This is a genomic window from Lentisalinibacter sediminis (assembly GCF_040706615.1).
Taxonomy (GTDB): Bacteria; Pseudomonadota; Gammaproteobacteria; order Steroidobacterales; family Woeseiaceae; genus Lentisalinibacter; species Lentisalinibacter sediminis.
The window spans coordinates 67,655-83,270 of sequence record NZ_JAPDRF010000006.1 but is presented as its reverse complement, the minus strand read 5'-3'; the positions used below and the strand labels follow the sequence as shown (position 1 = coordinate 83,270).

Genomic DNA, 15,616 nt, shown 5'->3' with positions numbered 1-15,616 from the left:
CCCTTCAATACGAGTCTGCCCTTCGTTCGGCGGGCGAGTCTTCAGTATACTCACGACACATCTCCACCCAACGGACGGCAACTCGCGACCGGAGCCAAATGGACCAGAAGAACCTCGGTAGCCACATTTGGAACGTGGCCGAACTGCTTCGCGGTAACTTCAGACAATCCGAATACGGCACAATCATCCTGCCTTTTACCGTGCTCCGACGCCTCGAATGCGTGCTGGAGCCCACCCGCGATGCCGTCGTCGAGCGGAGCGAACAGATCGCGAGCATGGATGTCGATCCGACCCAGGTGCTGCCAAGCGTCAGCGGCCATAAGTTCTACAACACCAGCACCTACAGCCTGGGCAATCTGGGCGTTGCCGACACGCTGTCGAACCTCGTCGACTACGTCGCCAGTTTCTCGCCGAACGCGCGGCAGATCTTCGAGCAGTTCGGGTTCGAGTCCATCGTGCAGAAGCTCCACGACGACAAGCTGCTCTATCAGATCTGCAACTACTTCGCCGGGTTTGACCTACACCCGGACACCGTCAGCAACCATGAGATGGGGCTAGCGTTCGAGCACCTGATCCGCCTCTTCGCGGAAAGCGCGAACGATACGGCCGGTGAGCACTACACGCCGCGCGACGTCGTGCGCCTGGCGACGACGCTGGTGTTCTCCCACGACGCAGACGCGCTGCGGGGCGATGGCGTCATCCGGAGCATTTATGACCCCGCTTGCGGTACCGGCGGCTTCCTTTCGTCAGGCATCGAGCAGATCCATGAGTGGAACTCGGACGCGAGCGTCGTGCCGTTCGGCCAAGAGCTGAACGACAAGACACACGCCATTGCAGTCGCCGACATGATGATCAAGGGCTACAACACCGAGAACATTAAGCTCGGCAACACGCTCAGCGATGACCAGCTTTACACAGAGCGTTTTGACTACTGCCTCGCTAACCCGCCATTCGGCGTCGACTGGAAGAAGGTGCGCGACGCAGTGCAGGCGGAACACAAACGGGGCGACAAGGGCCGCTTTGGCCCAGGCCTGCCGCGCGTCTCCGACGGTAGTCTCCTATTCCTGATGCACCTGATCTCGAAGATGAAGACCGACGCGCCGACTCGAATTGGCATCGTTCTTAACGGCTCGCCGCTGTTCACCGGCAACGCGGGCAGCGGCGAGAGCGAGATTCGCCGATGGATCCTGGAGAACGACTGGCTGGAGGCTATTGTCGCGCTCCCGACCGACATGTTCTACAACACCGGTATTGCCACCTACATCTGGTTGCTGACCAACCGGAAGGCCGACGACCGCAAGGGCAAGGTGCAACTCATCAACGCGACTCATCTGTGGCGGAAGATGCGAAAGAGTCTCGGCAGCAAGCGTCGCGAGATGAGTGAGGATCAAATCGCTGAGGTAGCGCGGCTGTTTGCCGACAATCGCGAGGCGCACCTCACTGATGACGACGGTACCGAGATCCCGGTCAGCCGCATCTTCAACAGCACCGAGTTCGGCTACCGCACGATCACCGTCGAGCGGCCACTGGTCGGCGACGACGGCGAGATCGAGCGCTACACGTCGGGCGCGAAGAAGGGCCAGCCGAAGCCGGACACGAAGCTGCGTGACACCGAGGACGTGCCGCTGCACGAGGACGTGGACGAATATCTCGAGCGCGAGGTGAAGCCGCACGTGCCGGACGCTTGGATCGATCACGACAAGACGAAGATCGGCTACGAGATCCCGTTCAACAGGCACTTCTACGTGTTCAAGCCGCCACGCTCGCTGGCGGAGATCGACGCGGAGCTGAAGGAGGTGACCGGTAAGATCGTGGAGATGATCCGGGAGATCGGGGTGTGACCAATCTATGGTTCGGAAAGACGACTACGAAGTGGCCCGTAGTCCCGCTTCGGGAGGTCGCGTCCCTCGGGACCGGCCATACTCCGTCAAGGTCGGTTGCAGAATACTGGCAGAATTGCACCATCCCCTGGGTGACGGTTGACGATATCAGAAAGCACGGACCATGGTCGTTGGAGCCCCTTATGCAAACGGGGCAAAAGATTAGTGAGCTAGGGCTCGAGAACAGTGCGGCAGTCGTGCATCCCGAAGGGACGGTCATGTTGTCGCGAACGGCATCGATTGGGTTTAGCTGCGTGATTGGGAAGCCGATGGCAACGACCCAAGCATTCGTGTGCTGGACGCCCAATCCGCGTATGGTTGATTCGGACTATCTGCACGCCGCTGTGAAGGCGATGGGCCAGAAGTATGATCAACTTTCGTACGGTGCTACACACCTGACCATTTACTTTCCCGATATCAAGACCCTGCGGGTACCGTGTCCGCCGCTCGAAGTGCAGAAGCACATCGCAACGTTCCTGAAAAGAGAGCTGGCGAAGATCGAAAGCCTCATCAGTGAGCAACAGAATCTAATCGACATATTGCAGGAAAAACGCCAGGCCGTTATCAGTCACGCGGTGACCAAGGGCCTGAATCCGGATGCGCCGACGAAGCCGTCGGGCGTTGAGTGGTTGGGGGAGGTACCGGCGCATTGGGACGTCACCCGCGTTGGATGGACCCTGACCAAGATTTCGTATGGCTACACGAATCCGATGCCGACAGAAGATGACGGGCCATTCCTGCTTACGGCGAACGACATTGCCATGGGACATGTTCAGTACGAAAGCGCCAGGCGAACCTCGCGTGAGGCTTTTGATACTCTGCTGACCGCTAAAAGTCGACCCAAGAAAGGAGACATCCTCCTTACTAAAGACGGAACGCTTGGTCGGGTTGCTATCCATGATGGTTCCGACGCGTGCATAAATCAGTCAGTCGCGCTTTTACGGCCCAAAGCGAGTACGGTGAGCAGCGGGTTTCTCGTATACCTGTTGATGGGCGGCATCTACCAAGCTCGAATGATCTACGAGGCGGGTGGCACCGCTATAAAGCATATTTACATCTCCCGACTAGCGAAAATGCCGTTAGCGCTTCCGCCACAGTCAGAGCAGCAGCAGATATTAGACTTCCTACGCGAGTCTACGGAGCGGTTCGATGGCGTAATCGAGGAATGTGAGACGTCGATAACGCTGCTTGAGCAAAGACGAAATGCACTGATCTCGGCTGCAGTCACCGGGAAAATCGACGTCCGCAATCGTTCAGCCGACGAGGCCGTTGCATGAACGCAGTCGGATCGGTCCATCGTGAGATACATTTTGAGGATCACATCCTCGAGTATCTTACCGAGGCCCTGCCTGAGAGCGAGCGGTGGCTGGCAGGCGATCCATCTGAGTATGAGAAGGCGCAAGGACTGTACCCGGAGGATGTCGTCGGGTGGCTTCGCGATACGGCGCCAGAGCAGTGGGCGCGGATTGAGCGGTTGCATGGCGATAGGGCCAAGCGGCGCGTGCTGGATGAACTGGCAAAGAAGCTCGGTAACCGCGAGACCGGCGGGACGCTTGAGGTACTACGCCGAGGCTTCTCGATGGCCGGGGCCGGCACTTTGCAGATGAGTCAGAGCCTGCCCGAGGAGGGGCGCAACGAGGCCGTGTTGCGGCGGTATCGGGCGCACCGGTTGCGCGTAGTGCGGCAGCTGAAATACAACCCGGTGCGGGAATGGTCGATCGACCTCGTCTTCTTCGTCAATGGCATCCCAGTGGCAACATGGGAGGTCAAGAGCGACTTTACGCAGGACGTCGAGTCGGCCATCGCGCAGTACAAGCGGGACCGCTCTCCGCGGTCGCCGACCGGCGGCGACGAGCCGCTCCTCGCGTTCCAGCGCGGCGCGTTGGTGCACTTCGCCGTGTCAACCACCGAGGCATGGATGTGCACGAAGCTCGAGGGCGACGACAGCTACTTCCTGCCGTTCAACCAGGGAGCCCATGGCGGCGCCGGCAATCCGCCGCAGCCGCCCGGCAGCGATCGCTACCCGGTGGCCTACCTTTGGGAGGAGACGTTCCGGCGCGACAATCTGCTGCGGCTGATCCACCGCTTCTTCATGTTCCAGCGAGAACGCAAGGAAGACGCCAACGGCAAACGATACTGGCAGGAGACGATGTTCTTCCCGCGGTACCACCAGTGGCAAGCCGTGACCGCTCTCGACCAGGCGGTGCGCGACGAGGGCGTTGGGCAGCGCTACCTGCTGGAGCACAGTGCCGGGTCGGGCAAAACCATGACGATTGCGTGGCTTTGCCATTCGTTGATCCGGATGAAGGCGGAGAACGGCGAGGACCTGTTCTCGTCGGTGATCGTAGTCACGGACCGGACCGTGCTGGACGATCAGCTTCGCGAGGCGATCAAGCAGATCGATCACCAGGAGGGAGTGATCGAGGGTATCGAGCGGGCGCGAGGTTTTGGCGCCACCGCCAAGAGCGAGCGCCTAGCCGAGGCGCTGCTTGCCGGCACGCCGATCATTACGGTAACAATCCAGACGTTCCCTTTCGCTCTAGAGGCCATCGCTAACGAAGGAGGACTGGCCGGACGCAATTTTGCCGTCGTGATCGACGAGGCGCATACCTCGCAGACCGGACAGGCCGCGAGCAAGCTTCGGGCGGCGCTGACGATCGACCCGGAGGAAGCCAAGTCGTTGACTCCTGATGAGGTCATGGGGATGTTGCAGGACAAGCGTCTGTTCCCGCCCAACGTCTCTTACTTTGCGTTCACGGCCACACCCAAGCACGAGACGCTGACGCTGTTCGGGCGGCCCGATGCAGACGGCAAACCTCGAAGCTTCCATCTCTACAGCATGCGGCAGGCAATTGAGGAAGAGTTCATTCTGGATGTACTGCGCGGCTACATGCCGTACCGTGTGGCGCGGAAGCTCTCGGAGGCTGTGGAGAAGGACGAGCGCGTTGACGCGAAGCAGGCCTCGCGGGCGTTGGCGCGTTGGGCTGCGCTTCACCCCACCAACGTCTCGCAGAAGATAGAGTTCATCGTTGAGCACTTCCGACGCAACGTCGCGCACCTTTTGGATCACAGTGCCAAAGCGATGATTGTCTCTAGCTCGCGTGCGCAGGCCGTGATGTACAAGCACGCGTTCGACGATTACGTGCGCGACCACGGTTACACTGATCTGTACGCGCTCGTCGCGTTCTCCGGCACCGTATCCGGCGACACGCCGCCGTTGTCTGAGCACTACCCGGCGTTGTCAGGCTCAGAGTTCACCGAGGCCTCCCTGAACGATGTCTCCGGTGATCTGCGCGAGGCGTTCGACACCGACGACTATCAGGTGATGATCGTTGCCAACAAGTTCCAGACTGGCTTCGACCAGCCGAAACTCTGCGCGATGTATCTGGATAAGCGCATATCCGGCGTAGAGGCCGTGCAGACGCTGTCGCGTCTGAACCGCACCAAGTCGGGGAAGGACACGACCTATGTCATCGATTTTGCCAATGAGCCAGCGGAGATCGTCAAAGCGTTTCGCACCTATTACGAGCAGGCCGAGGTTAGCGAGCCGCAGGACTTAGATGTCATCTATGAGCTCAAGGACCGACTCGACCAGTCGGGGCTGTACACGACGCAGGAAGTCGACGCAGTTGCCGGTATCCTCGCCGGGACGCTGGATGCGTCAAAGGCCAATGCGCGCCTGGTGAACGCCGTAGAACCGGCCGTCCGGCGCTTTAACGAGAAGCTGAACGAACTCAATGACACGATTGTACGCTGGGAGATGACGGTGGCGCAGGCCGATGCGCGCGGCGATGCGAAGGCGGGAGAGGAGGCCGAGGCGCGGCGATCGGAGTATGCGAAGGAACGCGACGGGTTGATGCAGCTCAGGGACGGCATGCGCAAATTCGTGCGGCTGTACCAGTACATCGCGCAGGTAGTGCCGTTGGGCGATGCGTCCCTGGAGAAGCTGGCACGGTTCATCCGCTTATATGTGAAACGGCTCCAGAACGTGCCGATGCGGGACATTGACCTAGCCGGGCTGGAGATGACGCACTATCGCATCGTCAAGCGGGAGGGCGTCGATACGGATCTGGGTGTGCAGGAAGGCAATGAGCTACGACCGGCCAAAGGCACGATCAGCGAGGGTCGCGACCGGCAGCGCGAACGGATCAGCGAGATCATCGCGGCGATCAATAGGATCTTTGGTGAGGGAGCGACCGAGGCACAGCAGTTGAAGCGCATCGGCGTCCTGGCTGCGATGGGCGAGAGCCTTAGGCGGAACAATACGGTTCGCAAGCAGATCGATGCGGGTAACAGCGATGACCAGATCATGCAGGCCGGTGATGCGGTTGACGAGATCCGTCGTCAGGTCATCGACCAAATGATGAATAGCACCGATAAGGAGGATGCAGAGCGGCTTCTTTCTGATCGGGATAATCTCATCCAGTTCGCAATGGTGGCGTTGAAGTTAGCTCGTGGCGATACGGATCTGCAGGCGCTTGTTGAATCGGTCTGATCTCAGGAATTGGAGTTGGAACCTTTTTCTGCGGAAAGCTAAGCACCGTAAGGACTCTGCGCCCCTCTTACACGGCGTAGAATTCGAATAGGGCTTGAAGGTGCCGGACAGGTTTGGTTTCGACTCAAACTGCCGGGCGTTCCCCGAGAATGGCTAGGGCGGGGCAGAGCCATGAATTCGGGTGTGTTCGTCAATCAACCGCTTTATGTTGGCCAATAGACTCCGAAAGCCCCTGAAGTTAATTTTCTCGGCGTTTGGCCTAATGACCTTATGCGCAAGCACAGTCTTGCCGTAGTGTCTCGATTCATCAAAGCCCTTGCCGGCGGAATGAAAGCTTTTGCCGCCAACTTTGGCTGCCAGTACCTTTTTTGAAAAAAGGTCCTCTATCTTCGTGTCACCCTTACCCTTCTTTCTTCTCGGTTCTGGGATTGGAACCACATACATATTTGCTGTGACGTGTATAAATGCCTCCGATCCAGTCGGCTTCTTCCCGGTAGCTTCCTTTACTGCGTTGAAAACAGGCGTGGACCCCGAATCATTGTCAACTACTAATATCACCGGGTAGAACTTGCCGGGAGCAGAAAATCTTCTACTTTCTTTTCGGTAGGCGTGTATTAAGTGCGCCAATCGGGACGCGCCGCCCGTTAGCCCGAGAATTCTTCCGGTGCTTGTTCCAGCATATTTGTAAATGCGCACCTTAACATTGATCGAGCCGTCTGCCCTTACCTCCGCCAGGCCAGGGAACCGAGCGGCCAACGAGCGAATCGCATGCAGGACGTATACGTTATCGGTAGGGCCCTCGCAGATGATCACGGGCTTCTGAGCAGCGTAGAACTCCTTGAAAAGAAGGAACTGTCGATACATCAGCTCCTTACTCAGCATCGTCTTTTCGGTCTTGAGCGCAAGACGCCGATTGTAAACATCGATGCTGTCGATAAATCCCAGCATTCCGTGGAGTTGATTCAGCGTTCCTGGCGTTCGATTCTCGCCCTTGGTACCGTCCGACTTGGTCCACTTGTACACGATATCGAAACTACCTGTGGTGAACAGATGGTGCACCATCGCTCGAACGTTATGACGATACTCTCTGCGAACGTTTAGCTTCTTGTTAACCACCAGACCCGTGACTTCCTGTCTCGAATTACGGTACTGCATGCGTGTCTTTCGATCATTGATCTCAAACCCGCATCGATGGATCTGACGACTCAGCTCAGGGCCGGCTGCCCAAACATGGCTCGCGATAGGTACGGCGATACTTGCCGGAAATTTTGGACGATTGGTGGAGAACGTTAGATCATCTGCATAGCGGGAATAAGTGCAGCCTTGACGTGACGCAAGACTAACGAGATGAACGTCCAAAATGTGACCGATCAGATTGGAAATGACGGGCGAGCACGGGCTACCTTGCGGTAAGCAGTTATTGTGGCACGCAATCTGCGCGATAACGGTCGCAACAGCTGGGTTTAGGGAGAATCCTTTGTCTTTGATGAAGAATCCTCGCACACGACCAAAATTTATCGTTCCAAAAAAATCGTGTAGATCAAGGTTAAATACGTACCGGCGGCCACGATGCAATTTGGCATTCGTGATGATGGAACGCTTCCGCTTAAACCCATGTGTGAACTGGTCACGCCAGTCCGCTTGACTCTTGATCTCGGCTTCGCAATTTTGGAGAAGCTCGGATGTACGCTTCTGCAATAATTTTAGGCGTTCATTGGGCGCGTTGATCGTCCGCGTTCCCCCGTAGCGTTTGGAGATTTCGAACGTGCTGTACTTCGACGCGTCAGGCGTCTTGTAGAGGATGTAGGAAATGGCTTTGGGTTCAAAGCCAAGCAACGGCGCAAGATCGGAAAGGGACTTAGCAGATTGTAATGCGGTCAAGTGTGACATGTTGGAATGGGCTCGCAGACACTCTTACGCGATGCAAAGTCCACATAACAGATCGTGCTATGTAAGGCTATCGTCGGAAGCATAGTCCCCGACATTTATTTCACGTGCCACGAACCATGGCACAAGGTCTGTCTGCGAGCCCAGCGTGAGTCTATCATGGTCAAGAAACTTGGAAAGGGGTGGCTTGCCGAGTTGTGGAACTACAGCGAACGCAATCAGTGGGCGTGATAGTCGGGACTTGAGAGGCTCCAACCACGGAAACGGGCGCAGCACGATCTTCTATTTTCGGAGCAACTTATTACTCAGAGGTTTGCAGCCTCAGCGAATGTGTTGAATCTCACTCGTAGTCTCTCAGGATCTGGCCGGTCGCGAGATCTAGACGGTACGAAAATGCGCGATCCGTGTATCTCCTGCAGTCCATGTTTGAGCATCGGACCATCTTCCTCTTCCATGATCTCGGGTTGCACCACGATTTCGTAATCCGGTCGTATGCCAAAATACAGATTGTCGAATGCCGCATGGTGGATCTTGCAGAGCGATAGCCCGTTGCGCACCACGGGCTCTCCGGTCTCCTTCGTATCCCCAATGATATGGGCAGCATCTAGGAGCTTAGAGTGGTGCAGGCGGCAGATGGAGCATCGCTCCTGATAGGCCTGTAAGACCCTGTCCCGAAACGATCGCTGGTGCATTCGTTGGCGAACCAGCCGGGTGGTGTAGCTACGGCGAGTATGTTCGTCGCTATCGTCTCTCTCGTACTTGAGCTGCGCCGGTTCATCAGCCGCAACAGTGAATTGCAAGCGGCTCGGGTTGTCCCCGACTACATATACGGGCCAGATCGCTAAATATCGACCGGGGATCGTTGAGAAGAAGTAGATGAGCGGGATTCGATCGTGCATCGCGTTCCGTAGGCGCCGATTCTCGTGAAACTCGGGGTCTCTACCACGGTAGCTATAGAGTAGAAAGTCAGTGCCTGGCTCGAAGGAGTCGCTGTAGGGGCTCTTGGTAGTCGTTGTTATCGACAGCGGATAGTGAGCAATCTGCCTTGGCTTGAAGATTCCCTGCGGGCCGATTAGCTGGACCCTCTCCCCCTCGAAAGTGAAGCCGTGCCTTAACGCTTCCCGTGGGATCGTGTCACCGGTGCCTTCCCAGTGGGTTTGCAGCCACTTGAAAGCGGCAGTACGGCAGCCGGCGCTCCGTGGATCTTCCATGGCGTCTCACCTATCGATCTCCTGAGCAGAAATGTTAGCAATTGCTTAGCGGCCGGTGAAAGCGGCGCTCTAGGGGGCTATCAGCCACTCGTTCGAGGATTAGCGCTTTATGAAGCATAATCCCGAGAGATTAAAGGTGTACTGGGACTCAGCATTTCTACCAACGGAGAAGTCGGTGGCAAATACAGCAATTCCCTATGACGAAAAGATCGTCCCGATCTGGACTCTTCGCGTAGACCCCACCGAAATCGGAGACTCGTCGCGCCAGGTATTCTCCTTCGACCTAGATGACCACCCACAGCATCGGCGCTGGTATGAGAACATCGTAATCCGAAAGCTCACCGCGGACACGCGATTACTCATCCTCAGTCGGGGACGCACCAGTCACGTGTGCGGAGAGGCCGCGGTAGTAGAGGCGGACATCATGGGAAACGAGTTCCGCTTGACCGTAGAGGGATTCAAGCCGGCCGACGTTACTGTCGAGGCACGCACAAACTACCAGCATCTAGTTCCCGGGCTCTTCACCGAGTCACGGATGCAAGACGAGGGCGCACAGCATGGTGCAGCTAGGTTATGCCGAGAGTATTTCGATAAGGTCAGACCTGCATATTTGCTGACGTGGAATCCAGCGAGACAAAAAGAAGGTGGAGCGGGACAAGAAGATGGTCGTCTCGGGTTCTCACAGGGAGACCGAACGTACTGGGCCTGCAACTCGACAGCAGTTCTACCGGGTGATCCGGTCTATTTCATACGGCTGGGAACCGGGAACTCGCGAGGGCTCGTAGCGAAAGCCCGAGCATGCTCAACGCCTTTCATGGCGCCGCACTGGCACCAACAGAAAGATCATGATCTCCGCTATGTCATGGTCGAATTTGAGGAAGTCCGAGACGATCTGACAGAGGCATCGGTCCCCATATCAGATCTCAACAGGGAATTCCCAGAGCAGAATTGGTCTCCCCAATCATCGGGGATATCTATCAAACGGGAATTTGCCGAAGGAGTCCATAAGATGTGGCAGGAGCGCGCGACGGGTCAGACCTTGGCGCAGATGTTCGCGGCGTATAAGGAGGAGAATCCTCGGCCTGATTGGGTATCGCATTATCGGGAAATCGTCGCGGCGGCTCAAAAGGCCAAGGAAACGGGGATCGTCGATGACGAGTTGATTGACCGGCTCTGGTTCGAGATGAAGAACGGAGTCGCGAACGCTGGACAGGGAGTGCTGGCGCGGTCAGCCAAAGAAGCACTCGGCGATGCACTTCCGCGCATGACGAAGGAGATACTCAGAAGTCCCACACCAAACACGTTCTCGAACATTATCAATGAATTTCAGGAACGGAAGGATGCCGGAGAGATTGCGCGCGTTCCTCGACTGGTGACCCGACGCGTATTTTCGGCAGTTGCTCCGGAATCTCTTGCGACGATCGTCAAGAGACAAGATATCCTCGATCTCCGCGAGGCGCTCGCCGAGCAGTTCGGGTTGGAGCCGCGGTCCAGCTCCGACTGGTTCGATGTCAATCACGAGATACACGATTTTCTTGTCGAGCACGGTGTCGACGATTCGGACTTCGCGTTTTTTAATACATTCTGCTGGTTTCTTTTGAGGAAGTTGACGGTCAGTGATGCGAAGCTTGAGGGTGGCGCCGATGAGCCTGTTGTGGGAGAGGCAATGAATCTCATCTTGTACGGGCCTCCTGGCACTGGGAAGACTTACATGCTCAAGGAGCAGTATTTTCCGAAGTACACGGATGCGGCCTCGGAGGTGACGCCTGACGACTGGATGGACGAAACCATCGGTCAGTTAACTTGGTACGAAGTGATTGCGGCGGCGCTCCACGATATGGGGGGCGGGCCTGTAAAGGTATCCGAGCTTGTGCGCCACAAGTTCATCAAGTCGAAGGCACGGGTGCAGGGACGTGAGTCCGGCGTCAACGCGACGATCTGGGGAAACCTACAGGCGCATACCGTAGCCGAGTGTGAGTACGTCAACGTTGCTAAGCGGCATGAGCCAGCGTGGTTTGATAAAGATAAGTCGAGCCGTTGGAGTCTTGTGCCGGAGTGGGCTGAGTCGGGTGAGCATGTGCTTGGTGCCATTGAGAAATTTGAGGCTGGACCCGAGGCTAGTCAGAAGTCGATCGAACGGTATGCTTTCGTCACCTTCCATCAGTCCTATAGTTATGAGGAATTTGTAGAGGGTATACGGCCGGTCTTGGGTAACGATGAGGCAGAGACCGCGGAGGTCGGCTATACCCTTGAGTTGGGCGTGTTTCGGCGGATCTGCGAACGGGCCCGTCGGGATCCAGAGAATCGGTACGCTCTGTTCATCGACGAGATCAATCGCGGCAATATCTCGAAGATTCTGGGCGAACTCATAACACTGCTTGAGGAAGACAAACGCTCCGGCGCCCTTAATGAACTGACCGTAACGCTGCCGTACTCTGGGGATATGTTCAGTGTCCCAGCGAACTTAGATGTAATTGGAACGATGAATACGGCGGATCGCTCGCTTGCGCATATCGATACAGCGCTGCGCCGGCGTTTCGATTTCAAGGAGTTAATGCCTAATCCAGACCTATTAGAGCCGGTCGTATTGTCGGGCGAGACAATCGATCTGGGACAGATGCTGATGGCAATGAACCGACGAATTGAGGCGCTTTTTGATCGTGAGCACATGATTGGGCATGCATACTTCCTCAATAGGGCGTCTTTACAGGAAGCGTTTAAGCGGAAAGTGATACCGCTTCTGCAGGAGTATTTTTTCGAGGATTGGAGCAAGGTCCGCGCTGTCCTCGGGGATGATCAGATCGACGACGCGGACGCGCAGTTCGTCCTGGAGAAGAGAGTTGCAGACAACCTCTTCGCCAGCGGCAGTAATCATTCAAAGGTGGTCTACGCCCTGAACGAAGCCGCCCTCTCTAATCCGAAGGCTTACCGCAAGATCTATGAGACCTTAGGGGACGGCCGGTAAATTGATGCTAACCGTCTCTGAGTACGGGAGAATTTTCCGCGCAGACTCGGACGAGTCCCTCCCCGACGGTAATCTCCGGCTCAGCAAAAAGCACTTCGATGCCGTCCTCAGCATCCTTGAGACCGACGAGCCGGATGTACCTGATTACACGCCAATACTCACTTATCTGAGACCAAGGGGGCAGGAGCAGCTACGCGTCCAGAACTATGTGGGGGTGATCCGCCTGACCGACGGCGCTCAGATAGAGGTGCTGCCGAAGGTTTCCAAGCGTATGGAATCGACTGCAGCCAGGCGATTGTTGGTGAAGATGCTGATCGAATTAGCGGAGTCTCCTTTCTTCGAGGGCAACGCAGCCGACCTCGATGCACACAACATGCCGCTGTTCGAGTTGCTCATGCGTTGTTATCTCGAACAGGTAACCACTATTGCTCGGAAGGGTATCGCTCGAGACTATGTCAGCGAGGAAGATAATCTGGTGTTCCTCAGGGGTAAGCTTAACCTCACCGAGCACATTCGACGTAATTCATACAATTCGAGCAGGGTCTATTGCAGCTTTGATGAGTTTGATATCGATCGACCAATAAACCGACTAATCAAAGGCGCCCTGCTCATTGTCGATCGCCTTACGAAGGACTCAACGAATCAGCAACGTTGCCGTGAGCTACTCTTTTGGTTTGATCGCGTACCCGGGACTTCTGATCGAAATTCCGACTTTCAACGGCTACGGCGTGACAGGTTAGCTCAGCATTACGCGCCGGCGATGCCGCTGTGCCGACTAATTCTCGATAGCCTGAACCCACTGACGCGACGCGGCGAGAATCGGGTGGTTTCGATGCTGTTTCCGATGGAAGCAGTATTCGAGGCTTACGTCACCTCGAAGATTCCGCAACAGTTCCGTGATTGGCGAGTAGCATCCCAGGTGCATGGCAAGGCACTCATCGAGGAACATCGCGAGCGTCGGATGTTCCGCTTGCGACCAGATCTCGTGTTGAGTCGAGGCCACATGCGAGTCATCGCTGATACGAAGTGGAAGCTTATAGATCAGGCCAATCGCGGCGAGAGGTACGGGATATCCCAGGCGGATGTGTATCAGTTGTTCGGGTACGCGCAGAAATATCTGCAAAATCAGGAGTTCCAGGAGGTCATGCTGATTTACCCAGCTTGCGAGAGCTTCACCGAACCTCTGGCACCATTCTGGTATCGAGAGGGCAACGAGGTGCTACATGTTCTGCCTTATAAGTTGGACACGGAAAGTCTTCTCGTGCCAAGGGGGAGTCTGCTAAGGCAAGGAGCGCTGATGTCCGAAGTTGCGGGGGCCTGAGTGCTGTTCGATAGCGCGTCTGATGCAACGTGATATTGGAACTGGAGTCCGCAAGCGACGGGGTATGGAGCTGGCCCATTGGCGTTACAGGTATGCGTGATACCGACTGGACAGTCGAGATCTTGTTCCCCTCGGTCGAAAGAGAGGTCGAAGGACATGATGAGTTCATGCGTGAGATGCATCAGAGCGCATGGCGCGATCTGCCGCGCCTCGCATCAGAGCAGGTGTATACACACGGCCGCGCGAAAATAGCAATTGAGTTGGACTGGTCCCTGGTCGCACGGAGGCTCTTGGAGCTGTCTAGCAAGACGAAGAAGCGTCCATTAAAGCACTTGTCCATCACCGCAAAAGTGTCCATCGCAGGAGAGATTCCCAGCGAAAGGGCTGCGTGGCAGTACCCGCGGTTCTTCGTCTCCTATCATCTGTGCAACGTGTTTCTTGCGATGAATATCTCCGCGCCCGGCAGTGCGGATTTCGGAGGCGTGCGCGTTTCTATGGATGCCGAGCTACCAGACGTGGAGATTGATCTATCGGCGTATGATTATGACTATGCGTGGACAAGCTCTTTAGACGGACAATGGCCAGACATTCAACGAATCCCCTTGGATTTTTGTTTTGACTGGCTCGCACCGTTGGAAAGACGCGTGGTTCAGATCGCTGATTCCGATATAGAGAGGCTTTTGTTGTCATTACTCAGAATCGCGCAGATGGATAGCAGTCCCGATTCGGCCGTCTGGATTTGCGCAGGCCTCGAGGCACTGTTCCCGACAAGCTTTGGCAAAGCCCAAGCCCAGCTGAATTCAGCGATCAGTGAACTTCTAGGCGCGAACAACAAACAGAAAGAGAAGTTGAAGGATTATCCAAAAGCAATCTACAGTCTTCGTAATGCTTTTGCTCACGGAAATCTCCCGATTACCCACCCCTATTCAAACGAGCGAATTGAAGAGGGTATTGAACGCGAGTTCGATCGCTACGTCGATGCCCATCTGGATGGGGTCAGACTCCTACTCGCCTGCGTCCAGCGGTTGGTCATGCGCGACAGCCGATCGGAGTAACCTAGTTGGTCATTTATAAGAACGAAGAACTGATCGAATCGCTGGAAGATTGGAAGCGCTTGGCGCCGCCGAAAAGCGCGCAGCAATGGGTGGACGGTAGGAGCGCCAAAGAATCCGCTCGGGCTTGGTTAGAGGGTGGGGGAGAGTATCTCCCTTCTGATCTCGAGATCTTGCTCCGAGATCACCAGGCCTTCGGACCTGTACTGCACTGGAAAGCGGAGCCAGAGGCAAAGCTCCGATTTGATAGTTTTCGCGGTGAGCCTCGCAATAGCGACCTCGCTGCGCACGTTGAGGATTCGCACGGAAAGTTCCTGATAGCGGTAGAAGCAAAGGCGGATGAGACGTTTGGAGAGAAGGTGTCTGATGCTCTGGGAAGTGCATTGGAAAGATACGCGGCGAACGCTGCGTCTAATGGAATAGCACGAATTCAACAATTGGCGATAGCCCTATTCAAGAAGCGGAAACGTGGTCAGATTGCGCTCAAAGACGTGAGGTATCAGTTGCTTACAGCAAGCGCCGCCGCGCTTTGTGAGGCTGAAGGATATGGGTACACGAGAAGTTTGTTGCTGATCCAGGAATTCGTTACGGACAAGACACTAGACAAGAAGCACGAGCGAAACGCGAAAGACCTGAATCGATTCCTCGCTCGCCTTTCGGATGGCGAGTATTCAAGCCTTGCTTCAGGCGAGATCGTCGGACCCATCCGCCTCCCAGGAACGCCATTAGTCTCGGCCAACGTTGAATTGTACTTGGGTAAGCTATCGAGAAATGTCCGTGCCAATTAGCGGTAGTACTCTTCACT

At 56.1% G+C, this 15,616-nt stretch carries 9 protein-coding genes; 7 read left to right on the top strand and 2 right to left on the bottom strand.

The features are described from left to right. Window positions 1–98: 98 nt before the first annotated feature. The 3 genes from ACJMKX_RS14400 to ACJMKX_RS14390 are packed head-to-tail and all read left to right on the top strand — an operon-like array spanning window position 99 to window position 6,375. Window positions 99–1,841, top strand: coding sequence for a type I restriction-modification system subunit M (locus ACJMKX_RS14400; protein ID WP_405226855.1), 1,743 nt, complete (start codon window positions 99–101; stop codon window positions 1,839–1,841). Continuing rightward, window positions 1,838–3,157 (top strand): restriction endonuclease subunit S, encoded by a 1,320-nt coding sequence (locus ACJMKX_RS14395; protein ID WP_405226852.1) that lies wholly within the window; start codon window positions 1,838–1,840, stop codon window positions 3,155–3,157. The genes ACJMKX_RS14400 and ACJMKX_RS14395 overlap by 4 nt, the downstream gene beginning before the upstream one ends. Further along, window positions 3,154–6,375 (top strand): type I restriction endonuclease subunit R, encoded by a 3,222-nt coding sequence (locus ACJMKX_RS14390; protein ID WP_405226849.1) that lies wholly within the window; start codon window positions 3,154–3,156, stop codon window positions 6,373–6,375. The genes ACJMKX_RS14395 and ACJMKX_RS14390 overlap by 4 nt, the downstream gene beginning before the upstream one ends. A 153-nt stretch (window positions 6,376–6,528) precedes the next feature. Here ACJMKX_RS14390 and ACJMKX_RS14385 read toward each other — a convergent pair whose 3' ends face one another. Both ACJMKX_RS14385 and ACJMKX_RS14380 read right to left on the bottom strand, forming a co-directional pair. Then, window positions 6,529–8,256: a retron Ec67 family RNA-directed DNA polymerase/endonuclease gene (locus tag ACJMKX_RS14385; RefSeq protein ID WP_405226846.1), complete on the bottom strand. Its 1,728-nt coding sequence runs from the start codon at window positions 8,254–8,256 to the stop codon at window positions 6,529–6,531. A gap of 311 nt (window positions 8,257–8,567) precedes the next feature. After that, on the bottom strand, window positions 8,568–9,473 hold the full coding sequence (locus ACJMKX_RS14380) for an HNH endonuclease (RefSeq protein ID WP_405226844.1): 906 nt from the start codon (window positions 9,471–9,473) through the stop codon (window positions 8,568–8,570). Window positions 9,474–9,582: 109 nt separating this feature from the next. Between ACJMKX_RS14380 and ACJMKX_RS14375 the strand changes: the two genes are divergently transcribed. Genes ACJMKX_RS14375 through ACJMKX_RS14360 form a run of 4 tightly spaced genes read left to right on the top strand, consistent with a single transcriptional unit; the run spans window position 9,583 to window position 15,599 of the window. Then, window positions 9,583–12,438 (top strand): AAA family ATPase, encoded by a 2,856-nt coding sequence (locus tag ACJMKX_RS14375; protein WP_405226841.1) that lies wholly within the window; start codon window positions 9,583–9,585, stop codon window positions 12,436–12,438. A 4-nt stretch (window positions 12,439–12,442) separates the two neighbouring features. Continuing rightward, window positions 12,443–13,759 carry an McrC family protein gene (locus tag ACJMKX_RS14370; RefSeq protein ID WP_405227231.1) on the top strand — a complete coding sequence of 439 codons (1,317 nt, stop codon included), beginning with the start codon at window positions 12,443–12,445 and terminating at the stop codon, window positions 13,757–13,759. Window positions 13,760–13,794: 35 nt separating this feature from the next. Next, window positions 13,795–14,814, top strand: coding sequence for a hypothetical protein (locus ACJMKX_RS14365; RefSeq protein ID WP_405226838.1), 1,020 nt, complete (start codon window positions 13,795–13,797; stop codon window positions 14,812–14,814). Between the two features lie 5 nt (window positions 14,815–14,819). Then, a complete protein-coding gene (locus ACJMKX_RS14360) occupies window positions 14,820–15,599 on the top strand; it encodes a DUF6946 family protein (protein WP_405226835.1) in 780 nt (259 codons plus the stop codon). Window positions 15,600–15,616: the final 17 nt, after the last annotated feature.

Bases quoted from the DNA above. Each gene is read 5' to 3' on its own strand.
- ACJMKX_RS14400 (WP_405226855.1), top strand. From the start codon at position 99: ATGGACCAGAAGAACCTCGGTAGCCACATTTGGAACGTGGCCGAACTG.
- ACJMKX_RS14390 (WP_405226849.1), top strand. From the start codon at position 3,154: ATGAACGCAGTCGGATCGGTCCATCGTGAGATACATTTTGAGGATCAC.
- ACJMKX_RS14380 (WP_405226844.1), bottom strand. From the start codon at position 9,473: ATGGAAGATCCACGGAGCGCCGGCTGCCGTACTGCCGCTTTCAAGTGG.
- ACJMKX_RS14375 (WP_405226841.1), top strand. From the start codon at position 9,583: ATGAAGCATAATCCCGAGAGATTAAAGGTGTACTGGGACTCAGCATTT.
- ACJMKX_RS14370 (WP_405227231.1), top strand. From the start codon at position 12,443: ATGCTAACCGTCTCTGAGTACGGGAGAATTTTCCGCGCAGACTCGGAC.